Source organism: Hydrocarboniphaga daqingensis (assembly GCF_900129825.1).
In the GTDB taxonomy this organism is placed as follows: Bacteria; Pseudomonadota; Gammaproteobacteria; order Nevskiales; family Nevskiaceae; genus Hydrocarboniphaga; species Hydrocarboniphaga daqingensis.
In genome coordinates this window covers 65,616-90,633 of the sequence record NZ_FQWZ01000008.1, presented here as the reverse complement: position 1 = coordinate 90,633, position 25,018 = coordinate 65,616, and the positions used below count along the sequence as shown (strand labels likewise).

General features: G+C 65.1%; 21 protein-coding genes. 4 read left to right on the top strand and 17 right to left on the bottom strand.

What is annotated here, in order from left to right:
• Positions 1 to 37: 37 nt before the first annotated feature.
• The 6 genes from BUB09_RS15425 to BUB09_RS15400 all read right to left on the bottom strand — a co-directional run bounded on the left by BUB09_RS15425 (position 38) and on the right by BUB09_RS15400 (position 6,998).
• A complete protein-coding gene (locus BUB09_RS15425) occupies positions 38 to 1,405 on the bottom strand; it encodes an MATE family efflux transporter (protein ID WP_084083499.1) in 1,368 nt (455 codons plus the stop codon).
• Between the two features lie 42 nt (positions 1,406 to 1,447).
• On the bottom strand, positions 1,448 to 1,930 hold the full coding sequence (gene rraA, locus BUB09_RS15420) for a ribonuclease E activity regulator RraA (protein ID WP_072899134.1): 483 nt from the start codon (positions 1,928 to 1,930) through the stop codon (positions 1,448 to 1,450).
• Positions 1,931 to 1,956: 26 nt separating this feature from the next.
• Positions 1,957 to 2,469 carry a disulfide bond formation protein B gene (locus tag BUB09_RS15415; RefSeq protein ID WP_072899122.1) on the bottom strand — a complete coding sequence of 171 codons (513 nt, stop codon included), beginning with the start codon at positions 2,467 to 2,469 and terminating at the stop codon, positions 1,957 to 1,959.
• A complete protein-coding gene (locus tag BUB09_RS15410; protein ID WP_072899120.1) occupies positions 2,469 to 3,989 on the bottom strand; it encodes a fumarate hydratase in 1,521 nt (506 codons plus the stop codon). Before BUB09_RS15410 ends, BUB09_RS15415 begins: the two co-directional genes overlap by 1 nt.
• 134 nt (positions 3,990 to 4,123) lie before the next feature.
• Positions 4,124 to 5,431: a sigma 54-interacting transcriptional regulator gene (locus BUB09_RS15405; protein ID WP_072899118.1), complete on the bottom strand. Its 1,308-nt coding sequence runs from the start codon at positions 5,429 to 5,431 to the stop codon at positions 4,124 to 4,126.
• A gap of 121 nt (positions 5,432 to 5,552) precedes the next feature.
• Positions 5,553 to 6,998: a class II fumarate hydratase gene (locus BUB09_RS15400; protein WP_072899116.1), complete on the bottom strand. Its 1,446-nt coding sequence runs from the start codon at positions 6,996 to 6,998 to the stop codon at positions 5,553 to 5,555.
• A gap of 100 nt (positions 6,999 to 7,098) precedes the next feature.
• Between BUB09_RS15400 and purB the strand changes: the two genes are divergently transcribed.
• Both purB and BUB09_RS15390 read left to right on the top strand, forming a co-directional pair.
• The gene (purB, locus tag BUB09_RS15395; RefSeq protein WP_072899114.1) at positions 7,099 to 8,469 is read left to right on the top strand and encodes an adenylosuccinate lyase; all 1,371 of its coding nucleotides are present in this window, start codon (positions 7,099 to 7,101) and stop codon (positions 8,467 to 8,469) included.
• Positions 8,466 to 8,969 (top strand): DUF7931 domain-containing protein, encoded by a 504-nt coding sequence (locus tag BUB09_RS15390; RefSeq protein WP_072899112.1) that lies wholly within the window; start codon positions 8,466 to 8,468, stop codon positions 8,967 to 8,969. Before purB ends, BUB09_RS15390 begins: the two co-directional genes overlap by 4 nt.
• A gap of 8 nt (positions 8,970 to 8,977) precedes the next feature.
• Here the strand turns inward: BUB09_RS15390 and BUB09_RS15385 are convergent, their stop codons facing one another.
• Complete coding sequence (locus tag BUB09_RS15385; RefSeq protein ID WP_072899110.1) at positions 8,978 to 9,382, bottom strand: hypothetical protein; 405 nt, start codon at positions 9,380 to 9,382, stop codon at positions 8,978 to 8,980.
• Positions 9,379 to 9,603 carry a DUF1289 domain-containing protein gene (locus BUB09_RS15380; RefSeq protein ID WP_072899108.1) on the bottom strand — a complete coding sequence of 75 codons (225 nt, stop codon included), beginning with the start codon at positions 9,601 to 9,603 and terminating at the stop codon, positions 9,379 to 9,381. The genes BUB09_RS15385 and BUB09_RS15380 overlap by 4 nt, the downstream gene beginning before the upstream one ends.
• A 75-nt stretch (positions 9,604 to 9,678) precedes the next feature.
• Between BUB09_RS15380 and BUB09_RS15375 the strand changes: the two genes are divergently transcribed.
• Entirely contained in the window at positions 9,679 to 10,266 is a 588-nt protein-coding gene (locus BUB09_RS15375; RefSeq protein WP_072899106.1) for a hypothetical protein, read from the top strand.
• Positions 10,267 to 10,319: 53 nt separating this feature from the next.
• Here the strand turns inward: BUB09_RS15375 and BUB09_RS15370 are convergent, their stop codons facing one another.
• From BUB09_RS15370 to BUB09_RS15350, 5 genes are all read right to left on the bottom strand, one after another.
• On the bottom strand, positions 10,320 to 11,588 hold the full coding sequence (locus BUB09_RS15370) for an OmpA family protein (RefSeq protein WP_084083498.1): 1,269 nt from the start codon (positions 11,586 to 11,588) through the stop codon (positions 10,320 to 10,322).
• Positions 11,589 to 11,728: 140 nt separating this feature from the next.
• Positions 11,729 to 12,748 carry a quinone-dependent dihydroorotate dehydrogenase gene (locus BUB09_RS15365; protein WP_072899102.1) on the bottom strand — a complete coding sequence of 340 codons (1,020 nt, stop codon included), beginning with the start codon at positions 12,746 to 12,748 and terminating at the stop codon, positions 11,729 to 11,731.
• Positions 12,748 to 14,919: an AarF/UbiB family protein gene (locus BUB09_RS15360; RefSeq protein WP_084083497.1), complete on the bottom strand. Its 2,172-nt coding sequence runs from the start codon at positions 14,917 to 14,919 to the stop codon at positions 12,748 to 12,750. Before BUB09_RS15360 ends, BUB09_RS15365 begins: the two co-directional genes overlap by 1 nt.
• Complete coding sequence (ribA, locus tag BUB09_RS15355) at positions 14,916 to 15,542, bottom strand: GTP cyclohydrolase II (protein WP_072899100.1); 627 nt, start codon at positions 15,540 to 15,542, stop codon at positions 14,916 to 14,918. Before ribA ends, BUB09_RS15360 begins: the two co-directional genes overlap by 4 nt.
• Positions 15,542 to 16,945 (bottom strand): 3-oxoacyl-ACP reductase, encoded by a 1,404-nt coding sequence (locus BUB09_RS15350; RefSeq protein WP_072899098.1) that lies wholly within the window; start codon positions 16,943 to 16,945, stop codon positions 15,542 to 15,544. Before BUB09_RS15350 ends, ribA begins: the two co-directional genes overlap by 1 nt.
• A 258-nt stretch (positions 16,946 to 17,203) precedes the next feature.
• Here BUB09_RS15350 and BUB09_RS15345 point away from each other — a divergent pair, with 258 nt between their 5' ends.
• Positions 17,204 to 18,322: a hypothetical protein gene (locus tag BUB09_RS15345; protein ID WP_072899096.1), complete on the top strand. Its 1,119-nt coding sequence runs from the start codon at positions 17,204 to 17,206 to the stop codon at positions 18,320 to 18,322.
• A 73-nt stretch (positions 18,323 to 18,395) separates the two neighbouring features.
• Here BUB09_RS15345 and BUB09_RS15340 read toward each other — a convergent pair whose 3' ends face one another.
• The 4 genes from BUB09_RS15340 to pepN all read right to left on the bottom strand — a co-directional run bounded on the left by BUB09_RS15340 (position 18,396) and on the right by pepN (position 24,906).
• A complete protein-coding gene (locus tag BUB09_RS15340) occupies positions 18,396 to 19,991 on the bottom strand; it encodes an OpgD/OpgG family glucan biosynthesis protein (protein ID WP_072899094.1) in 1,596 nt (531 codons plus the stop codon).
• A gap of 106 nt (positions 19,992 to 20,097) precedes the next feature.
• Complete coding sequence (gene phoR / locus BUB09_RS15335; RefSeq protein WP_084083496.1) at positions 20,098 to 21,522, bottom strand: phosphate regulon sensor histidine kinase PhoR; 1,425 nt, start codon at positions 21,520 to 21,522, stop codon at positions 20,098 to 20,100.
• Between the two features lie 6 nt (positions 21,523 to 21,528).
• Positions 21,529 to 22,227 carry a phosphate regulon transcriptional regulator PhoB gene (gene phoB, locus BUB09_RS15330; RefSeq protein ID WP_084083495.1) on the bottom strand — a complete coding sequence of 233 codons (699 nt, stop codon included), beginning with the start codon at positions 22,225 to 22,227 and terminating at the stop codon, positions 21,529 to 21,531.
• Between the two features lie 81 nt (positions 22,228 to 22,308).
• Complete coding sequence (gene pepN / locus BUB09_RS15325; protein WP_072899081.1) at positions 22,309 to 24,906, bottom strand: aminopeptidase N; 2,598 nt, start codon at positions 24,904 to 24,906, stop codon at positions 22,309 to 22,311.
• Between the last annotated feature and the right edge of the window lie 112 nt (positions 24,907 to 25,018).

Sequence of the window (25,018 nt, the reverse complement as noted above, 5' to 3'; positions counted from 1 at the left end):
TACCGGCAGCATTGCGAACGGTACGGTCGCAGCGGGCTCAGGCCGCCGCCACCGCTGGGCCGCTGTCCGACCTGAGATGCCGCAAGCGGCCTCGCAGAAACCACAGGTTCAGAGCCGCTTGAACGGCGGTGGCGGCGACCGACAGATACCAGATCCACAGAGGCGCAAACCCGTCGCGCTGGGCCAGCCACGTCGCCGGCAACAGGATCAGTCCGATGCGCACCGCGGAGCTGATCAGCGACGGACGCGTGTCGCCCAACCCACTGAACATGCCGAAGCAGGCAAACACCACGGCCGAGCCGATCAGGTTCCAGGAGATCAACCGCAGAAAGTCCGAGCCGGCGACAATGACCGCCGGGTCTGCCGAGAACGGCTCGATCAGCCAATGCGGCGCGATATGGAACAGCACGACGAATACCGCCGCCGTAGTGATCGCGTAGCGCAAGCACAGCCAGAAGGTTTCGCGGACGCGGTCCGGACGTTGCGCGCCGAGGTTTTGCCCGACGATGGCGCCGGCGGCAAAGCACAGCGCCATCGACGGCATCATCCCGGCCTGCAGAACCCGCATGCCGATGCCGAAGCCGGCCTGTCCTGCCGAACCGAAGCGCTGCAAAAGGCCCATCACCGCGGCCATGTAGGCCGTCATCAGCGCCATTTCCAGCCCCGACGGCAGGCCGATCCCGGCCATTCGGCGCCACAGCAACGGTTGCGGCTTCCAGGCCCCCGCGCCGCGCGCGAGATAAACCGGGCTGCGCACGACATGCCACAGCATGGCGCCCGACCCGATCAGCATGGCCAGCAACGTCGCCAGCGCCGCGCCGCCGACACCCAGCGGCCGGCCCGTTCCCCAGCCGAAGATCAACAGCGGCGCGAGCACGATATTGAGCAGCACGGTGCCCAGTTGCGTGAACGTCGCGATGCGCATGTTGCCGACGCCGCGCAGCGCGGATGTCAGCACCATCACCGGAATCTGCAACGCCATAGCCGGAGCGAACCAGGACAGAAATTCGGCGGTCAGCGCGATCGTCGCGGGGTCGCGCGACAGTGCGGAGGCATAGCCGTGGCGTAAGCTGAAAAACAGGCCGCCGATACCCAGCCCCGCTATCGCCGCAATCAGCAGCGCTTGATTGAACAACTGCGCGACGGCCGGCATGTCCTTGCGGCCCATCGCCTGGGACGCCAGCGCGGTGGCGCCGACGGCCAACACTTGCGACACCGCCATCGTCGCCATCATCAGGTTGCTGCCCAGGCTGACGGCAGCGACCGCGTCACGGCCGAGGCGACCGACCCAGAACAAGTCGATCAGGCCGTAGACGGTCTGCACGACCATCGTCACCAGCATGAAGGCGCTCATGCGCAGCAGGTGCCCGCGAACCGGGCCGCTGCTCAAGTCGTGCAATGCCATGATCAACCCTCGGCGGGCATTGCCCGCGAGCGGCGGCCCGCGCTAGGCGTGCAGCGGCTTGTCGGACACGACGATGCCGTCGCGGTCGGCGTAGAGCCAATGGCCGGGATGGAAGTGGACGCCGGCAAACGTGACCACCTTGTCGGCGACCGCACTGTGCAGGCCCTTCTCGCTCTTGCGCGGATGCAGGCCCAGCGCCTTGACGCCGACGGCCTGCGTGGCGATTTCGGCGGAGTCGCGGATGTAGCCGTAGACGACGATGCCGGACCAGCCATTTTTGACGGCCAGTACGCCGAGGTTGCCGCCGACCAGCGCACACCGATCCGAACCGCCTCCGTCGACGACCAGTACACGGCCCTCGCCCGGCGTTTCCAGCGTGGCGCGGACGCTGGCGTTGTCTTCGAACACCTTCAAGGTCTTGATCGGCCCGTGAAACGCGAGCTTGCCGCCGAAGTCGCGAAAGATCGGCGCGCAGACGGGCGCATCAGGGTGGGCGTCGGAAAGATCAGTCGTGGCGTAGCTCATTGCAGCAGTCTCGGGTTGGCTTGAAGTCATTGCAGCGTCGTCGCCCGCAAACGCCGCGCCAGCAGCGGCGTTGCCAGCGCCCAGACGGCCAGCACGACGAATGCGACCAGCGTCCAGCCGGGCAAAGACACGCCGAGCCATTGGGCGTCGATGCGCGCGCAGTTGCCGTCACCCTTGAGGATGATCGTCACCACCTCGCGCAGCGGGAACATGTCCATCAGATAGTCGAGCGTCGGGCCGCAGGCCGGAACCTGATCGGCCGGCAGAGACTGCAGCCAGACGTGACGGCCGGCGATGCCGGCGCCAGCGCCGGCCGCCAGCAGCGTCAGCAGCGCATAGACCCAGCGCCCGCCGCCGTGCGGCGCATGCAAAGCGGCGAGCAGAAACAGCAAGCCGGTCGCCAGCATCGCCACGCGCTGGAAGATGCACATCGGGCACGGCTCATAGCCCAGCGCCTGCTGCAGGAACAGAATCGCGAACAGCAAGCCGCCGATGCAGCCGGCAAAGCCGAGCAGATTCAGCGTGCGATACGAAGCCATCAGGCCACCGCGACCGGAATCTTGCCAATCTTGGCCTGCCAGATCTTCGGTCCGGTTTCATGCACCGACTCGCCCTTGGCGTCGACGGCGACGGTGACCGGCATGTCCTGCACTTCGAACTCGTAGATCGCTTCCATGCCCAGGTCTTCAAAGCCGACGACCTTGGCGCTGCGGATCGCCTTGGCGACCAGATACGCCGCGCCACCGACCGCCATCAGGTAGGCGCTCTTGTGCTTCTTGATCGATTCGATCGCACCGGGGCCGCGCTCGGACTTGCCGATCATCGTGATCAGCCCGGTCTGCGCCAGCATCATCTCGGTGAACTTGTCCATGCGCGTGGCCGTGGTCGGGCCGGCCGGACCGACGACCTCGTCGCGCACCGGATCGACCGGGCCGACGTAGTAGATCGCGCGATTCTTGAAATCGACCGGCAGCTTTTCGCCCTTGGCGAGCATGTCGGCGATGCGCTTGTGGGCCGCGTCACGGCCGGTCAGCATCTTGCCGTTGAGCAGCAGCGTCTGACCCGGCTTCCAGCTGGCGACTTCTTCTTGCGTCAGCGTGTCGAGGTTGACGCGCTTGGAGGTTTCAAGATTGGCCTTCCAGGTGACCTGGGGCCAGTCTTCGAGCTTGGGCGTCGGCAGCACCGCCGGGCCGGAGCCATCGAGGTGAAAGTGCACGTGCCGCGTCGCCGCGCAGTTCGGGATGATCGCCACCGGCAGGTTGGCCGCGTGCGTCGGGTAGTCGAGCACCTTGACGTCGACCACGGTGGTCAGGCCGCCGAGGCCCTGCGCGCCGATGCCCAGCGCATTGACCTTTTCGTACAACTCCAGACGCAGTTCTTCGGCGCGCGTTTTCGGGCCGCGTGCGATCAGTTCGTGGATATCGACCGGCGCCATCAGGGATTCCTTGGCCAGCAGCATCGCCTTTTCGGGCGTGCCGCCGATGCCGACACCCAAGATGCCGGGCGGGCACCAGCCGGCGCCCATCGTCGGGATCGTCTTCAGAATCCAGTCAACGATGGAATCGCTGGGATTGAGCATCGCCAGCTTGGATTTGGCTTCGGATCCGCCGCCCTTGGCCGCGCAGATCACTTCGACGTGGTGGCCTTCGACAATCTCGTAGTGGATCACCGCCGGCGTGTTGTCCTTGGTGTTGGTGCGCTTGCCGGCCGGGTCGGCCAGCACCGAGGCGCGCAGCTTGTTGTCCGGGTGGTCGTAGGCGCGCTTGACGCCGGCGTTGACCATGTCGGTGACGCTCATCTTGGCGTCCCAGCGCACGTCCATGCCGATCTTCAGAAACACGGTGGCGATGCCGGTGTCCTGGCAGATTGGCCGCTTACCTTCGGCGCTCATCCGCGAGTTGGTCAGGATCTGCGCGATCGCATCCTTGGCCGCCGGGTTCTGCTCGCGTTCGTACGCCTGACCGAGCGCCTGGATGTAGTCGAGCGGATGGTAGTAGCTGATGTACTGGAAGGCGTCGGCGATCGACGTGATGAAGTCTTCCTGGCGGATCGTGGTCATGATGGGCTGGGATCAGGGCATGTGAAGGCGGCGCAAATGCTACCGGACTTCAGCGCGGTCCGTCCGCCGTCGGCCATGACCCGCATGCACAAAAAACCCGGCCATCGGCCGGGTCTGGTGCGTTGCGGCCAGGCTCAGGCAGCCGCGTAGATCTGGTGGCTGTGATGCGCCTTGGGCTCCCACAGTGCGATGCCGTGCTCGATCTCGTCGGCCTGGATCAGCTCGCCGCCGCCGGCCGAAGCCGTATCGACGAACGCGGCTTCCAGCACGCGTACCAGCGCGCGCACGTTGCCGTGCCAGCGGCATTCGCGGATCGCCTTCCAGCCGGCTTCCGACAGACCCAGCGGCGCCGTCCACGTGGAGCAGCGCTGACCCAAACGCGCCAGCGTCGTGGCGACGACGGCGATCATGTCTTCTTCGCGCTTGTGCAGCTCGGGCACTTCGAGGATTGCCGCGCCCATACGGGTGAACTCGTCCAGATTCACCGCGCTCTGCAGATGCTCCCAGCTGCGGTTGCTGGCAAACACAATCGCGCACTGAATGGGTTGCTTGGCCGATGCGCCAAACGGCAGGTACTGGCCGTTGTCCAGCGCCTCCATCAAGACCTCCATCACGGGGCCGGTGACGCCATGGCTTTCGTCGATGAAGCAGACCCCGTCACGGGCATGGAGAAACGCACCGGTGCGCGCGCCGGCGCCCGGGAACGCGCCCGACACGTGGCCGCACAGCAGCGACTTGATCGCGGCCTTGTCGCCGGTCGACTCGGCGGCCAGGTTCACCGATACGAACCGACCCTTGTTGCGCATCAGCCAGAAATAGAACGCGAACGAGGTCTTGCCCGAACCCGGTCCACCCAGCAGATAGGCGCGGCTGATGCCGTTCTGCGTGAAGCCGCGGATGCGCGCGGCCAGCCGATGCAGCTGCGGGCTGAACACGAAAAAGTTCTTGTAGTCGGTGTTCTCGATCTCCGGCGAGACCGGCATGCGGATCACGTTGTCCTCGGTGACCTGGGCCAGCCGGTCCGCCAGTTGGCGGACGACGCCGTCGACGGTCGGCGCCAGGATCAAGCGGGTACCGACCAGGGTCGAGGCGTTGGCGCGCGCTTCGAGCCAGCGGCCAAGCGCAGCGAGTTGCGTGGGATTGATGGCCACGATCAGCGTGGTGGCGTGCCCGGCCTGGCGGCGACGCAGCACGGCGTCGGCGATCGGATCGAGCGAAGACGGGTCGACGAACAGACTCAGAACAAACGGCGATTCGATACGCAACGCCGCGCTGCCGGCCACGATCTGGCACTGGTTGGGCGCCGGCAACTGCCGGTCAATCAACGCCCGAACGTCGGCATCGGCCTGCAACAGCGTCGGCGTGACCACCTGCAAGAACGCCGCGCTGGCGCTGGGTGCCGCCTCGGCCTCCCGACTGACCTTCTTCCCAAGTCCAAGCATGAATCCGTCCCCCGAACGTGCTGCACGATTGTACGAGGCTGAAGGTAACGTCACCCTCGCCTCCAGCGTTAGCGACAACCGATCAAACCGAGAATGCCGCCGATCAGCGGCGCACGCCGGCTCAGCCGCCGCCGCCTCGCCGCTGTGGGTCCGGAATGCCGCCTTCGGTCAGCGTGGCCGGGTCGAGCAGCCGGCGCAACGTGGCGAGGTCGAGCCCAGTGCGCTCCAACGCGACATCCAGTACCGGCCGGCGCTCCTGATAGGCCTGCTTGGCGATCGCGGCACCGGCTTCATAGCCGATCACTCGATTGGCGGCCGTAATGAGAATCGGGTTCTGCGCGAGCACCGCCTCGACCCGATCGCGGCGCACCGTGAACCCTGCGATTGCGCGGTCGGCCAGCAGTCGCGATGCACTGGACAGCAGCCCGATCGACTGCAGCAGATCGTGCGCTACCAACGGCAGCATCACGTTGAGCTGGAAGTTGCCCGACTGGCCGGCGATCGTGATCGCGGCATCGTTGCCGATGACTTTGGCGCAGACCATCGCCACCGCTTCGGCGATGACCGGGTTGACCTTGCCCGGCATGATCGAAGAACCCGGCTGGAGCGCCGGTAGCTCGATCTCGCCCAGGCCGGCGAGCGGTCCGGAGTTCATCCAGCGCAGGTCGTTGGCGATCTTCATCAGCGATACGGCCACGGTCTTGAGCTGGCCGCTGACCTCGACGGCCGCATCCTGCGAGGACAGGCTTTCAAAGTAATTCGGTGACGGGGTGAATGCGATACCGGTACGCCGCGCCAGCGCCTTGGCGAAGCGCTTGCCAAAGCGCGGCTCGGCGTTGATGCCGGTACCGACCGCCGTCCCGCCTTGCGCCAGCGCCTGCAATCGCGGCAGAGCCGACTCGACGCGGGCGATGCCGTTGTCGATCTGCTGTGCCCAGCCGGACAACTCCTGATCGAAGCGCAGCGGCATCGCATCCATCAGATGCGTGCGCCCGGTCTTGGTGATGTCTTTGAGTTGCCGTCCCTTGCGCCGGATCGTTTTGCTCAGCTGCCGCAGCGACGGCAGCAACTGCTCGACGATGGCCAGACTCGCGGCGACGTGGATCGCGGTCGGAAACACGTCGTTGGAGCTCTGGCCCATGTTGACGTGATCGTTTGGGTGCACGTCGGTACCCAGCGCGCGCGACGCCAGGTGCGCGATCACCTCGTTGGCGTTCATGTTGCTCGACGTACCCGAGCCGGTCTGGAAGACGTCGATCGGGAACTGCGCATCGTGATCACCGTCGGCAACCGCCAACGCGGCGGTCACGATCGCGCCGGCGCGCGGCGCGTCGAGCAGCTTGAGTCCTAGGTTGACCTCGGCCGCCGTGGCCTTGATCAAGCCCAGCGCGCGGACGATGCCGCGCGGCAGCACCAGTCCTGACACCGGGAAGTTGTCGATCGCCCGCTGCGTCTGTGCCCCCCAGAGCGCATCGGCCGGCACCTGCAGCGGACCCATGCTGTCGTGCTCGGTGCGGAATGCGCCTGCCCCGCCCGATACCGCCGGTGACTGCTGCTTGCTGGCCATGATCAATCCTTGCTCCTACAGCGTGAATTGGCGCTGCCGCAGCCTGATCGCGGACCGCGTCGGCTAGAATGCGTTCCTGCCTCCTGCTGCCGCTCATGCAATGAATCTGACCTCTCTGTCCGCGATTTCACCGGTTGACGGCCGTTACGCCGAAAAAACCGTTCGCCTCCGCCCGATCTTCAGCGAGTATGGGCTGATGCGCTACCGCGTGATCGCCGAAGTGCGCTGGCTGCAAGCGCTGGCCGAACACCCTGGCATTCCGGAGGTGCCGGCGCTGTCGGACAGCGCCAACGAGCGGCTCGACAAGATCCTGCAGGGCTTCAACATCGAGGACGCCCAGCGCGTCAAGGTGATCGAACAGACCACCAATCATGACGTCAAGGCGGTCGAATACTTCCTGAAGGAGAAGATCGGCCACCACCCCGAACTGGCGGCGATGAAGGAGTTCATCCACTTCGCTTGCACGTCCGAGGACATGAACAACTTGGCCCACGGCATGATGCTGGCCGACGCGCGCCGCGACGTGCTGCTGCCGGCCATCGACGACCTGATCCGGCTGATCGGGGCCAGCGCACAGCGGCTCGCCGAACAGCCGATGCTGGCGCGCACGCACGGCCAGCCGGCCTCGCCGACGACGCTCGGCAAGGAAATGGCTGTGTTCGTTCAGCGTCTGCGCCGCCAGCGCGACCAGCTCGCCAACGTTCCGCTGCTGGGCAAGGCCAATGGCGCGGTCGGTAACTACAGCGCGCATCTGGCCGCCTACCCGGACGTCGACTGGCCGGCACTGGCCGCCGGGTTCGTGACCCGCTTGGGTCTGCAGCTGTCGCCTGCGACCACGCAGATCGAGCCGCACGACTACATCGCCGAGTACTTCCACGCGATCACGCGGCTCAACACGATCCTGATCGATTTCTGCCGCGATGTCTGGGGTTACATCTCGGTCGGCTACTTCCGTCAGAAGACGGTCGAAGGCGAAGTCGGCAGCTCGACGATGCCGCACAAGGTCAACCCGATCGACTTCGAGAATGGCGAAGGCAACCTCGGCATCGCCAACGCGATCCTCCAGCATCTGGCCGAGAAGCTGCCGATCTCGCGCTGGCAGCGCGACCTGACCGACTCGACGGTGCTGCGCAATCTCGGCGTCGGTGCAGCCCATTCGCTGATCGCTTATCAGGCCATCGAAAAAGGCATGAAGAAGCTTGAAGCCGATGCCTGGAAGCTCGGCCGCGATCTTGACGACAATTGGGAAGTGCTGGGCGAAGCGATCCAGACGGTGATGCGCCGCTACGGCCTGCCGGAACCCTACGAGCAACTCAAGCGGCTGACACGAGGCCAGCGCGTCGGTCGCGACGATTTGCGCGCGTTCGTGCTGCAACTGCAGATCCCCGAAGCCGACAAGCAGCGGCTGTTGTCGATGACGCCCGCCGCCTACGTCGGTAACGCTGCCGAGCAAGCCAAGCTGCGCACATGAGCGGCGAGGTCCCGCCCAACAGCTCCGTTCCCACGCCCGAGTCTGTGCTCGGGCACTTGGAGTTTGCCGAGCGCATCGTCGATATGGCGCGCAACGCGCGCCAGGAAGTGGTGATCTGCAGCCTCGACCTGGACCGTCGCATCTATGGCGACGCGACGCTGATCGATGTGCTGCGTCGGTTCCTGCTCGAACACCGGCGCGGCCGGCTGCGCGGGCTGGTGATCGACACGCGCTCGGCGATGCGCGGCGCTCACCGCTTGGTCGAACTGTCGCGGACGCTGTCGAGCCGCATCGAGTTTCGAAAGCCGGACACCGCCATCGACAGCGGTGACTACGTCATCGTCGACCAGCGGCGACTGCTGATACGGCCTGACGCTGGCGAACTGGAAGCGTCGTACTACGCCGACGCCCCGGGGCTGGCGCGCGAACAACTGCTGGCGTTCGAGCGAACTTGGGCTGGTGCTCCGCCGGCGCGCGACTTCACCGACCTGCAGATCTAGCCGGTGACTCAGGCCCGTAGCGCAGCCTGACGCTTGTTCCAAGCCATCAATTCGCGGCGGTACTGAACCAGATTCCATAGCAGCGAGGCCGCGCACAGCAGCAAGTGCATTGCGCAGAAGAAGACGGCTTGCGGCAGGTAGTCAAAGGCGATGATGCCGAGGAACAGTGCCAGGCCGGCCAGCACCACCTGGAACACCAGCTGCACCGAGAATCGCGGCATCAACGACTGACGCGCGGCGACCGAAATCAACAGCAGCGCATACGGCACGCCGGTGGCGGCGACGTAGCGATAGTCCAGATCCGGCCACCGATGAAGGTTGACCGCGAAGAAGTTGGGCGCCCACCACAACAGCGCCAGCGCCGCCAGCAACACATAAGACAGCAAACCAAGGCTGCTCAACAGGCGGCTCATCGCGATACCACTCCGGGCGCGGGGATTGACTCGATTATAGACAGGCGCTGCGCAGCGGCGGCGCAGATCTGCTGCTGGCGCTGCGGTGCAGCGGCCGACCATTCCACGATTTCGCCGATCGAGCGACCGCAACCAGTACAGATTTCGGCCTCGTTCAACAGGCAGACGCCAATGCAGGGCGATGCCGGAGCCGGTTCGGGAGCCAATGATGGGAAGTGCATAGTGCATTTAAACACGGGAACGCGACCGTGGCCTGCCGCTACACTCGCGCCTTGTTTGATCCAACACCACGTCCCATGCGCGTCCTTCGCCACACCCGACATTGGCTGATCCCGCTGCTGCTGCCTGGCATGGGCTTGCTGGCAGGCTGCGCCGGTCAACGGTATGCGGAGCGACTGCCATTCACCGACGGGCTGTCGGCCGAATACCGTTTGAGCGGCGAGCACAAACGGCAACTGCAGTACTACGTTTCAGACACGATCCGGCTGGTGCGCAGCCGCAGTGGCGGCGAAACGGGGGTCCGCGATGGTCGTCTGGTCAGCCGTTCGGCCCGCGACATCGAACAGATCGTCATCGATGGCGGCACGCCCGGTGTGGTACTGGCCAGCGGCTCCAACTGGATGGCGGTCAGCTTCGAACGCGGTAGTTATCTGTACTTCGTGTCAAACGCGAACCGCTCGGCCTGGCTGGGCGATGACCAGATCGAAGACGCTTACTACCTCTATCTACCCGACTACAACGGTCAGGGTGGGACGGTGCGGCTTGGAAACCAGGCCTATACCGCCACCGACGACAGCTTTCGCGCGCACTTGTTGGTGCGGCGCGAAAGCATGTCGGACGTATCGGCGCGTCAGTCGCGCCAGCCGGGCCGCCATCTGAGATAAGACGGCATCAACAGTACCGGCCGCGACACCAAGCCGCGGCCGGTACCGTGGCCTTACTTGCTCTCGATGACCTTGACGTCGAGCTTGTCCAGGTCAACGCGGCGATTGGCAGCGCGCCCTTCGGCCGTATCGTTCGGACCAACCGGGCGGGTTTCGCCGTAGCCCTCGACAAACAAGCGATAGCGACTGATGCCCTTGCTGATCAGGTACTGGCGAACGTTTTCAGCGCGCAGCAACGACAGCATCAGGTTGTAGTTGCCGCGGCCTGCGCCGTCGGTGTGGCCGGCCACCTCGACCACGATCTCCGTTTCCGCGGACAAGCCCTGAGCCGCTTGATCAAGGACGTCCTTGGCTTGCGCCGTCAGGTCAGCAGAGTTCATCTCGAAGCGCACATTGCTCAGCACGACGCGCTTGGCGTCGGCCGGCGGCGGCGTTGCGCCTTCGCCTTGCGGGAGCACGCAGCCGCTCATGTCGACGGTGACGCCGGACTGGGTGTCGGGGCAGGTGTCGGCCTCATCGGGTACGCCATCGCCGTCGGCGTCCGGGTTCGGCGTTGCGGTGCAGCCATTGAGATCAACCGGTGTGCCGGACGGCGTGCCGGGACACAGATCCGCATTGTCGTCAATGCCGTCGCGATCCGAGTCGACCGAGCAGTCTTTGCGACCGGTGATCGGATCGACCACGGCGACACCGCACTCCTCGGCCGGCGCCGGATCGCCCGACGATGCCGCGGCCTCACCGAGCGGAATCGACAAGCCGACGCGGAACTGCACGTCGACCAAGTAGTCCTCGCCCGGCACGGACTCGTCGTTGACCTGCCCGACGACGCGGGTTTCGGTGCGCAGGGCCATGCCGCTAGCGCCAATCGGGAATGCAATGCCGGCCCCCAGGTTCAAGCCCGGAGCGTAGTGGTCACCGGTCGCAACGACGTCGCGAACCACGCCCACGCCCGCGAGAACATAGGGCGAAAACGGCGGCAAATACTGCTCGAAGCCCGCTTCGCCATCCCAGCCATAGACACCAAAGCTCTTGGTGTAATTGACGAACAAGCCCAGCTGCGAATCGCTACTGCCAGCGTCTGCATCGCGCTTGACGCCGTAGAAATCAAACTCGAGGCCTTCGCCGGTGCGGCTGGTCAGCGGCAAGTAAAAACTCAGGCTGCCGCCCACGCCGTCATCGGAATCGCGCGCGTTGTCCGGCAATTCAAACAGCCCCATTGCACTGACCGACGGTTTTGACGCTGCCGGTTCATCAGCCCATGCCAACGGCGATAAAAGCCCGGACACGCAGGACAGCAGCATTCCGATTGCAAGCTTGTTCATTGGTCAATCCCTTTTTGCGGCCACTGAATCGCGGCCTTCTAATGTTTGTTCCCATACGACCGCGAATCCCGCCGATCGCCCCTGCAAGACACGGGCCCACTGTAAGGCGGGCCGTAGCACCCTTCAATCCGATACCTGGATCAGCTCTTGAGTGCGCGCGCCGCTTCCGCGATCAAGGACGGACCCCGATAAATGAAACCGGTGTAGAGCTGCACCAGATCGGCCCCCGCCTCGCGCTTGGCTCTCGCGTCGGCACCTGACATCACGCCACCGACACCAACCAGTACGAAGTCGGAACCAACGCGATGACGCAGCCTCCTGAGCGTTTCCGTCGATGCGGTCCGCAACGGCGCACCGGACAGGCCTCCCGCCTCGGACGCATGTTCGCTGCCCTGCACCGCAGCACGGTCAATCGTGGTGTTGGTCGCAATCAGCCCATCGACGCCCGCCTCGCGCGCGGCGGTCACGACTCCGTCGAGTTGCTCGATGCTGACATCGGGCGCGATCTTGACCAGCAACGGCACGCGCTTGCCATGGCGCTGCGCCAACCCGGCTGCCGTGGCGACCAGATCCGACAGCAAGGCATGCAGCCGCGACTCATCCTGCAAGTCACGCAGATTCTTGGTGTTGGGCGATGAGATGTTGACCGTCACGTAGTCGGCAGCGGCGTAGACCTTCTGCAGGCATAAACGGTAGTCATCGACCGCATTCTCGATCGGCGTGGTCGCGTTCTTGCCGATGTTGATGCCGAGCACACCACCAAAGTCCGCTTCGTCGACGTTGCGCAGCAAAGCGTCGACGCCGAGGTTGTTGAAGCCGAGCCGGTTGATCAGTGCCTGATGTTCCGGAAGCCGGAACATGCGGGGTTTCGGATTGCCAGGCTGGGGTCGCGGCGTCACCGTACCGACTTCGACGAAGCCGAAGCCCAGGCGGTCCCAGGCGCGCAGGCACGCACCGTTTTTATCGAGCCCGGCTGCAAGACCGACTCGATTGCGAAATTCGAGGCCGAGTAATTCGACCGGGTCATCGACGGCCGCTCGCGCGAACGGCGCGGTCGCCAGTTGAGGCGCACGACGGAACAATTCCAACGTCAGATCGTGGGCGCGCTCGGCGTCGATCGAAAACAGCGCCGTTCGCGCCAACGTATACAAACCGCTCATCAGGATGCTTCGCCTCGACTAGGCCGCGGCCGGCGCGGCTTTTTGGATGGGGGCTGCGACGTCGCTGCAGCGCGCCGCGAGATGTCATGTTCGCCCGGCATGGCGCGGCCCGCAGCGTCACCCGGCCGGGTCGGCAGCGGGAACAGCACGCGCGGCGTCACCGGCTCCGGGCGAGGCACAACGGGAGGTTGTTCAAGCCGCGCGCGCAGCCGGCGTGGCATCGGGATCCGGCCCGCCAGCGTCGCCGCGATGCCGCGCGCCTCGTGCCGCAGCCAGTCCTGGCTGGCGCGCAGCGGTAGCCGCGCCAACGACATCGCCATATCGCGGGCCAGCAGCTTCTTGGGATCGTTTTCGTACAGGCTGCCGATGCTGCCGGCCGCCGCGAACAGGGCGCGCGACAAATGCAGATAGTCGCGGCGCAAGACCAGGCCCGCCTGCTGGGTGTTGGCCATCAAGTGCAGCACGGTCTGGCCGCGGCGGTACAAGCCGTCGAGTCCGCCTCGCTGAAGCTCGACGATAAAGTTGCGGCGCGTTAGTGGGGTGACGCCCTTGCGCGACAGCGTCTCGTCAAGCGCGGCGCGAATCTCGCCGCGGCGCTCACGGTTGGCTTCGGGGTGCGTCGACATTTCGATCAGCGTGTCGGTCAGCAGTTCGGTATCGGCGAGCACGGCGGCGGCCAGATAGTCCCAGACCGCGCCCACCTTGCCGTCGAGCTTGACGACATTGCCCCAGTCGATCAGGTGCAGCGCGCCGTCCGATCCGACCATGACATTGCCCGGATGCAGATCGCCGTGAATTTCGCCGTAGATCAGCCCGTGATACAGCACCGCATACAGCAGCCGCTCGGCCAGACGCATCTGGAAGCGACGACGATCACGGCGGTTCATGCGGCGCAGCGCGCGCGTCAGGCCAGTGGCATCGGACAGATACTCCATCTCGATGATGCGATGGGTATGGCCGTAAAGCTCCGGCACCTTCCACAAGCCGCTGCGCAAGCTGCGGTCGTAGAAGCGGGCGTGATTCTGCGCTTCTTGCTCGAAGTCCAGCTCTTCCATGAAGCCGGCGACGAACTCGTCGACCTGCTCCTGCATCGCGCGCAGAAACGGCGTGAGTTTGCTGTGCGGCGCCCAGTACTGGCTCGACATGATCGCCAGGCCCAGCACCATCTTGCCGATCGCGAACTCTCGATCGATGTTGTGGCGCCCCACCTTGATGACCACCGGCCGCAGGACTTCGAGCCCGTTATCGAGGAACGGCTTCTTGGCCACGTAGACGCTGCCGATCGATCCGGATTTGATCGGCCGGGATGCGTCGAAGTCCATGTACAGCTCGTACGGCGGACGGCCGTAACACTCCATGAAGGCGGCGACGACCTCGTCCTCGCTCATCGGCGGGACATCTTCGTGGAACACGGCCAGCTCGCGCGCAATTTCCTCGGGAAGAAAGTCGGCGTTGGCCGCAGCGACTTGCGCCATCTTGACGAAGAACGGCCCAAACTCCCGGACCATACTGGCGATGATCTGGGCCTGGGCCTTGAAGTCTTTGGCGTCGGTGCTGAAGAACGGCTTGATGTAGCGCAGCGCACGGATCTGGCGCTTGACGATGGCCACGTCGCTGCGGACCGTAGCGGCACGCAGCATCAGCTCGCGCACCTGAAATTCGTTGTAGCGCCGCCCCGCCTTCAGGACGTTGACGATCTCGACCAGCAGCGGCTCGTAGGTCCGCACCACCAGCCGGATCATGTCGAGCGACAACTCGCCCAAGCCCTTGAGCTCCGGGCTCTGGAACAGTTCGTCGAAGAATCGCCAGAACTCATTGACGATCGTGTCCGGCACCTGGACCGGGCTGCGCGCGACGCCCTGCGCCACGACGAAGCGGATCAGCTCCTCGGTCGATTCCTCGTTTGGAATCAGCCGTCGCTGCCGCAGGTAGGACGTGATTTTCTCCGTCGAGCGCAGCAACGGATGGCGATACAGCGCATCGAAGATCACGTCGATCGACGCCGACAACTCCTCGCGCGTGGTATCGCGATCAGTGCCGAGTTGCTTGAGCAGAGGACTCAGACTCTGCGTGAGCCGGTACGTCGAGACGGTCAACGAGCCCAGTTCGCGCAGCAGGCCGCCGCGACGAGCGGGCGGCGAGCCGCCCGGCGGAGGCAACTCGTCGGTCACGGCAGCGTCAGCCAATGCCCCATTTTGTCGGCCTTGGTCCGCAGATAGCTTTCGTTGTGCGGATTGAGCCCGGACTGCACCGGCACGCGCTCGGTGACCTCGATGCCATGCGTAACCAGGGCATCGACCTTCAGCGGGTTATTGGTCATCAGCTTGATCTTCTGCACGCCGAGGAAGTGCAGAAGATCGACGGCCAAGCCGTATTCGCGTGCATCAGCCGGAAAACCAAGCTGATGATTGGCTTCCACCGTATCGCGGCCGTGATCCTGTAGCGCGTAGGCGCGGATCTTGTTGCCAAGACCGATGCCGCGCCCTTCCTGTCGCAGATACAGCACGGCGCCGCGGCCCGCCTCAGCAATCGTGGCCAAGGCCGACTGCAGCTGGAAGCCGCAGTCGCAGCGCAGCGAGAACAGCGCGTCGCCGGTCAGACATTCCGAGTGGACGCGTACCAGTGGCGGTTCGCCGTTGGCGAGATCACCGAGCGAGACAATGACATGCTCTTTGTCGTCGGCTGCCCGGAACACCGTGATGCGGAATTCCGCAAACGGCGTCGGCAACTTGGACTCGGCAATCTTGACCAGCGGTAAGCGTTTCGTCGTTCGCGCTGAGGCGACGGGTTCCATCAAGCACCCATGAAATTCTGTCCACAGACGCGTAGCGTGCGCCCATTCACGCCGGCCGCCAAGGGGCTGGCAAAGAACGTGACGGCTTCCGCGATGTCAACCGGCTGGCCGCCCTGGTTCAGCGAGGCCAGACGACGGCCCACTTCGCGCGGAACGGCCGGCATCGCGGCGGTCATCTGGGTCTCGATGAAGCCCGGCGCCACGGCGTTGATCGCGCCGCCGTTCTTGGCCATCTGCGGTGCCAGCGCTTCGACGTAGCCGATGATGCCGGCCTTGGTGGCGCCGTAATTGGTCTGGCCCGCGTTGCCGGAGATGCCGCCGATCGACGAGATGCAGATGATGCGCGCGCCTTCGTTGAGCGCACCTTTGAACAGGCGCTCGTTGATCCGCATGATCGCGCCGAGGTTGATCTCGAGCACCTGATCCCACCAATGGGTCGGCATGTTGCGCAGCATCTTGTCGCGGGTGACGCCCGCGTTGTGCACGACGATGTCGATCTTGCCCACCTCGGTGGCGAGGCGCTCGCCAGCGTCGGGCGCCGTCACGTCGAGAGCCAGGCCACGACCGCCGATACGCGACATCGTCAGGCCCAGCGCGCCCTCTTCAGCCGGACGGTCAACGCCGATCACGGTCGCGCCTTCACGTGCCAACGTCTCGGCAATCGACGCGCCGATACCGCGCGCCGCACCGGTGACAACAGCAACCTTGCCAGACAGCGGCGACACGAACTGGTCGACCACGGCGCCCTTGGCGGGCTTGGTCAGCGCCAGGAACTGCGCGTCGACATACGCCGAGTGCTCGGTCAGCAGGAAACGCAGCGCGCCTTCAATCGTCGGCTCAGCACCGGCGCCGACCTCGATCAGGTTGACCGTCGCCCCCTTCTTGCCGATTTCCTTGCCGAGCGACTTGGTGAAGCCGCGCAACGCCATGGAGGCGGTGTAACCGGCAACCGAGCCGGCGTCGGCGGCAGCGCGGCTCAGCAGCAGCACGCGGCCGTTAGCGGCCAGCTTGGAAATGCGCGGCTGCAGGAAGTCGTACAACTGACGCAGGCCGTCGGTGCCTTCAATGCCGCTGGCATCGAACACGTAGGCATACGCGCCCTCGCCGACCGTTTCGGTCTTCAGCGGGACTTTGGCGTCCGTCGCGGCCTTTTTGACCGGCGCCAGGCCCGGCAGCTCGGAGCTGACGGTGATCGTCGCGCCCATCTGGTTCAGCGCCTGCACCAGCGCCGACGACAACTGCGCGGCCGATCCGCCGCCGAGCAGCACGGTCTTGCCTTGCAACGGCTGAGCGGCGTAGCCGGCCTTGGCACGGCGCAGCTTCGGCGGCGTCGGCATGCCGAGGAAGCCGGCAATCTGCTTGCCCAGCGGCGATTGGGTGAAATCCAGCAGACGATCGCTCATGACAGCTCCAGAAGATCAGTTGAGAAAAGGAAAATGACGCGGAATCGAATCATCAAGACGACCATTATCGCTGTGAGGTTCCGGTCGCCGCACTGGCGCGGCGGCCAGAGCGTTGTCCGCGCTTGAGCAAATGCAAAGCCGGGATCACCCGACCTCGTCCATATGGCAATTGACGCCTCGCGCGTCGCTGGCCAATAGTGTTTCGCTCGCGGCAGGCCCGCGTGGCCCCGATTAATCCAACAAGATGCGGAGTCTGGAATGAGCAACAAGGTTGTCGCGATCGCCGGTATCGCGGCCGTGATCGCAGCGGGTTCCTATTGGGGGCTCCAGCAGATGAAGTCCGGCGAGCCGGCCTCGCTCGAAGCGCCGGCTGTTGCGGCCGACGCTGGCATGGTGGCCAGCGACATCGCCACACCGCCGGACTCGGTCTCACCGCCCAAGCCCGCCGTCGCCGCGCCCGACACCGGTGATTCCAGCGTCGAGATCGAAGGAGCATCGGACTTCCCGATGCCGACCGACGAACCCGAGAGCGCCGGCAACGGCGAAGCGGCCGATGCGCCGGTCATTGCCGAAACGCCCGCACCGGCCGAGCCGCCCGCGCCGGCCCCTGCAGCGATGACGGCCTACGTGCCGACCAACCTGCCGCGCCCCCAGCCCGACCCGGTGCTGGCACCGGCTTCATCGAGCAGCGAGGCACCCGCCGCTGACACGGCTCCCACCGACGAAACCGATACCGCCAGCGCGCAGGACACAGGGCCGGCACCGGAACCGGCAGCCGAGCCCGCGCCGGCCGATGCAATCGAAACAGAATCCGTGCCGGCAACGGCGCCCGCGGCCACCGAGGCTGTGAGCGTCGCATCCGCCGCGCTGCCCCGTCCCCGTCCTGATCCCGTCATCGGCGCTGGCGCTACACCGGCCGATGTCGCCGAACCGGCCGAAGTCAGCGAGCCGGAAGCCGCTCCGGCGCCGACGGCGCCGCAAACCGCCGATGTCGAGCCGGCAGCAGCTGCGCCGCGGCCCGCTGCTCGTGTCGCGCCGCAAGCCGATGCCCTGACGCAGTGGTGGCCACAACAGCGTCGCGCCGGGCGTCTGAATTTGATCTATGCAGGTCAGGCGGCCAACGAGCGCATCGTCGGCTTGCTGTTTGATTCGCCGATGGCAGCCGATGTCGATCTGCGAGGAGATGCCACGATCCGTCTGCTGGCGAGCAACGGCAGCACGCCGCCGGGACAGTGGGTGCTTAACAGCAACCGCCGCATGCTGCTGTTCAAGAATCTCAAACCAGGACGCTATACGGTGATCGTGTCGCCACAGCTGGCCAACGAGGCCGGACAGACGCTCGGCACCGAATTGCACGGGCCGGTGTACATCCGCTGACCGAGCCGGCACCGAGGATCGTCACAACCAAAATGCCGCCTTAGGGCGGCATTTTGGTTGGCGACAACGCCGATCAAACCAGCTTGCGATCTTCCTTCGGCGGCGGCGTGTACTGGTAGAGCCAGGTTTCGGTCATCGGCTGGCCATTGGCCGCCAAATACAGGCGGATGTCGATCGGCGTGGTGCTGTCATCCGGCGGTACGAGGTCGAACATCGCGCGGTAGCCACGGATGTCGTCCAGCGGGCGCGCCGACGTGATCTCAACCTTGCCGCGCGACACGCTGATGACCGCTTCGACCTTGGCCTTGCCGCTGATCAACGGCAGGTCGCCGCCGGCGAAATCGACCGCGAAACGCCAAGAGAAATACTGGCGCGGGCGGCCGACGACACCGCCCAGGCCCGTCCGCGTTGCAACGCAGATCGCCGACGGCGGGCTGCTCGGCATCCGTGCACCCCAATGCAGCCGATAGCCGAACAGCAGTTCCTCGCCCGGTTGCGGCTTCTTGGCCGGGTTCCAGAACGCGACGATGTTGTCGAAGGTTTCGTCGTTGGTCGGGATTTCAACCAGCTGCACCGAGCCCTTGCCCCAGCCCGCCTTGGGTTCGACCCAAAGACTCGGCCGCCGGTCGTAGAACACGCCGTCGTCCTGATAGTGGTCGAAGTTGCGGTCACGCTGCAGCAGGCCGAAACCGCGCGGATTCTCGTCCTGGTAGGCGTTGAATCGCAGGTTGCGCGGATTGGCGATCGGGCGCCAGATCCACTCGCCGGCGCCGGTGTTCATGCACAGACCGTCGGAATCGTGGATTTCGGGGCGCCAGTCGTTGGCCATGCGGCGGTCGTTCTCGCCGGTCTGGTACATGCTGGTGCACGGCGCGATACCGAGACGGTCGATGGTCTTGCGCGGATACAGGGCCGCGTCGATGTCCATCACCAGCGTGCCGCCCGGCGTTAGCAGAAAGCGATAGGCGCCCGTGGTGCTCGGCGAATCGAGCAGCGCGTAGATCGTCAGCGTGTTGCTGCCCTTGGCAGGGCGCTCGAGCCAGTACGACGTGAAGTTCGGGAACTCTTCGGGCGTCGGAGCGCCACAGTCGATGGCCAGGCCGCGCGCCGACAGACCGTACTGCCATTCGCCACCGACCGCACGGAAGTAGCTGGCCCCCAGAAACGCGGCGACATCGCGGGTGTCGTCGGTGTGGAAGTTCAACCGGAAGCCGGCAAAACCGAGATCCTTGGGCAGCTTCTTGCCGTTCACGCCGCTCTTGCCGTAATCGAACATCGCCGGGTCATAGGCGATCTCGGTGGCTTGGCCGTTCTCGATTTCGTACATCTTGACCGGGCTCTTGAAGAACAGCCCGAGATGAAAGAACTTGGCCTTGAACCGCAGCGCCTCCTCGCCCCACAGCGCATGGTCATTGCGGAACTGCAGCGCCTGGTATTGATCCCAGTCCAGCGCGGCGACCTCTTTGGGCAACTCGCCAGCGTGCGACTTGTAGGGCTGCTGGGATAACGCACGCGCCTGTCCCTTGAGCGCGGCGTAGCTGAAGGTCTCCGCCTTACCGAGCCGCTTCAGGTCGGCCGCATCGGCCGTCAAGCTCAGAAAAGCAGCGGGAGCGCCGAGGCCGGCGGCCGACAGCGCGGCGGCCGTGCGCAAAAAATCTCGTCTTTGCATGGTTCTCGAATGTCGGGATCGGAACGACAGGTCCCGGCGCCGATGTGGCGCGCGGCAGACCCGCGAATCGACAGTCTAAGGAAATCCGCTGCGGATCGTCGCGTGACTATGACGCGCGTGCGCCAAGCGCCGGACTTGATTCGTCACGATGAGCGCGATGCGGCGGGAAGTCGCAGAAGAACGTCGTCCCGACACCCAGCTCGCTTTCGATCCGCAGCGTGCCCTCGTGCCGCTCCAGAGCGTGCTTGACGATCGACAAGCCCAAGCCGGTGCCGCCGCTGGCACGCGAACGACCGACATCGACGCGGTAGAAGCGCTCAGTCAGCCGTGGGATGTCGTCCTCGGCGATGCCGATGCCGCTGTCGGCCACCGACAGATGAGCGCCGTCGTCGTCGTCCCACCAGTTGACCCGGATCGAGCCGCCGGCCGGCGTATAGCGCACGGCATTGGTGATCAGGTTCGAAAAGATGCTCAGCGCTTCGGTTTCACGTCCGTACAGCTTCAAGCCGGGCTGAATGCTGGCTTCGAAGCGGTGCTGCCCGGCCGACATCGCACGGCCTTCCTCGACCGCGCGGTGCAGCAGCGCCGACGCATCGAGCAGCTCCTGCTTGTGCTCGTAGACGTCCGACTCCAGTCGCGCCAACTTGAGCATGTCGTTGATCAGCGACTCCATCCGGGCAGCTTGCTGGCGCATCTCCGACACCGGCATGCGCCACGCGGCCAAGCCGCGGCCTTCCCGCGTTTCGGGGTCGAGCATGTCGAGATAACCGCGCAACACGGTCAGCGGCGTGCGCAGTTCGTGCGACGCGTTGGACACAAAGTCGCGTCGCGCGGTTTCCAGCCGGCGGATCTCGGACACGTCGCGCACGATCATCAGTCTCTGGTTATTGCCGTAGGGGATGATCCGCAGCGCCAACGAAACCGCACGGTTGATCGGCGACGGGACTTCCGCTTCGCCCTCGTAGGTTTCGCTGGCGATGTACTGCGTAAAGGTCGGATGACGGATCAGATTGGCGACGCGGATGCCGACGTCGTGACTGGGCCGCAAGCCCAGCATCGCCTGCGCTGCCCGGTTGAACCACAAGATGATGCCGTGCTCGCCCAGCACCACCGCGCCGTCGGGCAGAGCCGCGGTCGACGCTTGGAATTCCGCCAAGATCTCGGCCAGTTTTTTCTTGCGCTTGCGGTTACGGCGCTCCAAGGCCAGCAGCGCTTCGAACACCTCACCCCAAATGCCGCTCGGCTCGGGTAGCGGATTGAGCTTGGGCGCGGCCAACCACTGCCGCAGGCTGCGCAGATACCGCAAATGAACGGCCAGGTAAGCGCTCAATGCCAGCGTGCAGCCAAGCAAGCTGCGGCCGAAGAAGCTGCCAAGCAGCGCTCCGACGGCCACCAGAATCAGTAACTTGGTGAGTTCGCGCCGCCAGACCACCGATCGGAATGGCCGGCGCTTGCTGCTGCGGGAAACGTCCGCCGGACGCGGCTCGGCGGCGGCCCGAGCCGTCGTCTGCGTCGCCGGCTCGTTCGCCATCCGACCTCAAACCTTCTCGGAAAAGCGGTAGCCCGTGCCCCGCACGGTCTGGATCATCCCATCGAACCCATGCGGCTCCAGCGCCTTGCGCAGACGGCGGATATGCACGTCGACGGTACGCTCTTCGACGTAGACGCTCTGGCCCCAGACCCGGTCAAGAACCTGTTCGCGGGTGTAGACGCGGTCCTGATGGCTCAAGAAAAAGTGCAGCAGACGATACTCGGTCGGGCCGAGCTTGACCGGCTCGCCGCGCGCGGTCACGCGCTGGCTGGCGGCATTCACTTCGAGGCCGGCGACCGACAAGGTTTCCTCTTCACCGCCCGGCGTCGAGCGCCGCAGCACCGCATTGATGCGGGCCATCAACTCGGGGAACGAGAATGGCTTGGACACATAGTCGTCACAGCCGGTGTTCAAGCCGCGCACCTTGTCTTCTTCTTCGGCCCGGGCCGTGACCATGATGATCGGCACATCGCGGGTCGTTGCGCCGTTCTTCAGCTCGCGGGCAAATTCGACGCCCGAAACTCCGGGCATCATCCAGTCCATCAAGATCAGGTCAGGCTGCTGGTCGGCAATACGCAGGCGCCCTTCGGCAGCGTTACCCGCCAGTGACACCCGAAAATCGGCGCGTTCCAACGCGAACTTGAGCATTTCGCGGATCGGCGCCTCGTCTTCTACAACGAGGATCTGCTTGTTGGGCATGCTCATGTACTATTTAAGAAGTCGCCCGATGCTAATTGCAAGCCATTACGGTTTTTTGACAGGCGCCGCTGTCATATGACCTCGCGGTTACAGCAGGGCCTTGCCGATCTTCTCCCCCACATCGGCTGACAGCGGCTGTTGCGACAGATCCACCAGTACGGCGCGCAACAGCTGATTTTGTGGCGGGACGATGTCTTTCCAGCCCAGCAGACCGTCACAAAGCCGCGCCGCGATCTGCGGGTTGCTGCGGTCCAAGTGTGCGATCTGATCCCCCAGCAAGCGGTATCCCGCACCGTCGGCACGATGATAGGCGCGCAGATTCTCACGCCAGAACGTACCGAGGACCGCCCGTAGCCGGTTCGGGTTGGGCGTGAAGTCGGGATGTTGCAGCAGGGAGCGGACGCGCTCGACTCCCTGCCCGATTGCCGAGCCGGCCTGCAGCGCAAACCATTTGTCGAGCACCAAAGGCTCGTGTCGGAAGCGTTGCAGAAAAGCGTCCATCGCCGCTTCCCGCTGCGGACAGTCGATGTCATTGAGCGCCGTCAGAGCGCCGAAGGCAACCGTCATGTTCGGCGATGCCGCCTGCTTCAGGCCGATGTCGAGCACCCGATTGACGCGTGTCGACATCAAATACCAAAGCGACACATTGGCGAGCGCGCGCCGCGCCGCGTTGCTGGCGCCCGGTTCCTCAGGCGCAGCCGCACTCCAGACCGACAGCGGTCCGGTCAGTGCCTGTGCGATCCGCAGCCGCAGTGCGTCACGCGCCGACGTCAGTCGCGCCGCGTCCAGCGGCTGCACTTGCGATGCCAGATAGCTCTCCGACGGCATGCGCAGCAGTTCGGCCAGCAATGCGCGGTCTTCGACCGGCCGGGCTGCGAGCCGCTGCAGCGCGTCGAGCAAGGCACGGGTGTCGTCACCAGGGCCCGATGCCTGCAGTTCGAAGAATGCGTTCAGCATCAGCCGCTGCGCCGCTTCCCAGCGCGCAAAGCCGTCTTCCTCGTCGAGCAGCAAGCTGACCAACTGGTCGGATGTGTACGCAAACTGCAGGCGAACCGGCGCCGAGAATCCCAGCAGGAACGACGGGTTCGGTGATGAGCCGATGTCCGGCACGTTCAGCACAGCCTCCTCGTCCTCAAGCAGAATCAGATCGGGCGCCGGCAGCAGCGGCGGCTGCGGCGAAACGCTGATCCGACGACCATCGTGGTCGCGCAGCGCAAACCGGATCGGGATCGGCACCATCTGCTTGGGAGCGCCGTTCGGCGACGGAGCATGAGACTGCTTGAGCCGCAGGCGATACACGCGGCTGCGCGCGTCGTACTCGTCGGTGATCGTCACCAGCGGCGTTCCGGGCTGCGAATACCAGCGCCGGAAGCCGTCGAGGTTGCGTCCCGATTCGGCCTCGTGCGCGGCCAGGAAGTCTTCGATCGTCGCAGCCGAACCGTCATGTTCACGCAAGTAACGCTGCACGCCGGCGATGAAGGTATCGCGGCCGAGCAGCGTCTGAATCATGCGGACGATCTCGGCGCCCTTCTCGTAGACGGTCGCCGTGTAGAAGTTGTTGATCTCGACGTAGGAGTCCGGGCGCACCGGATGAGCCATCGGGCCGGCGTCTTCCGGAAACTGGACCGTGCGAAGCTGCCGTACGCTCTGGATACGATGCACCGCTTCACCGTTCAGGTCCTGCGAGAAGCACTGATCGCGGAACACCGTCAGGCCCTCCTTCAGCGACAACTGGAACCAGTCGCGGCACGTGACCCGGTTTCCAGTCCAGTTGTGGAAGTACTCGTGAGCGATGACGGACTCGATGCCGTCGTAGTCGGCGTCGGTCGCGGTCTGAGGCGATGCCAGCACGTAGCGCGCATTGAACAGGTTCAGCCCCTTGTTCTCCATCGCGCCCATGTTGAAGTCGCGGGCGGCAACGACCATGTACAGGTCGAGGTCGTACTCCAGACCGTACACCTGCTCGTCCCAGCGCATCGCGCGCTTCAGCGAGGCCATCGCATGCGGGACCCGAGCCTCGTTGCCGTGATCGACATAAAAGCGCAACGCCACGTCGCGGCCCGAGGCCGTGGTGTAGTGATCCTCGATGCAGGCCAGATCACCGGCGACCAGCGCGAACAAATAGCAGGGCTTCAGGAACGGATCGTCCCAGACCGTGTAATGGCGTCCGTCCGGCAGAGCGCCAGACTCGACGGGGTTGCCATTGGACAGCAGTACCGGAAAGCGTTGTGCATCGGCCTCGACACGAACGCTGAAGCGCGACAGCACGTCGGGCCGGTCCGGGTAGTACGTGATCCGCGAAAACCCGCGAGCCTCGCACTGCGTGCACAGCATCGAGCCCGAGCGATACAGGCCTTCTAGCGTGGTGTTCTGTTCCGGGTCGAGCTGCGTGACGATGCGCAGCGTGAACCGATCCGGCACGACCGCGATCTGCAGCCGGTCGTCAGTGCGCTGGTAGTCGCCCACGCCGAGTCGACGGTCGTCGACCGCCACTTCGAGCAAGTCGAAGCCACGCCCATCGAGGACCAGCGGCTCGTCTGCGATCGCGACGGCTGGATTGCGGCGCAGCTGCAAGCGCGCTTGAACCGTGGTGCGCTCGCGGATATCGAACGCCAAGTCGACTTGATCGACCAGGAATGCGGGCAGACGGTAATCCTTGCGAAACACTTCGGCAGCGTGGCTCATCTTGGGGCTCGTCGGAGATCGCCTCCATTGTATCGTCTGCGCTCGACGGCTCGTCCGCGGGTCATCCCAACAGACGGTTGCCGCGGCCCGGCGCGCTCCGTAGTATCCGGCG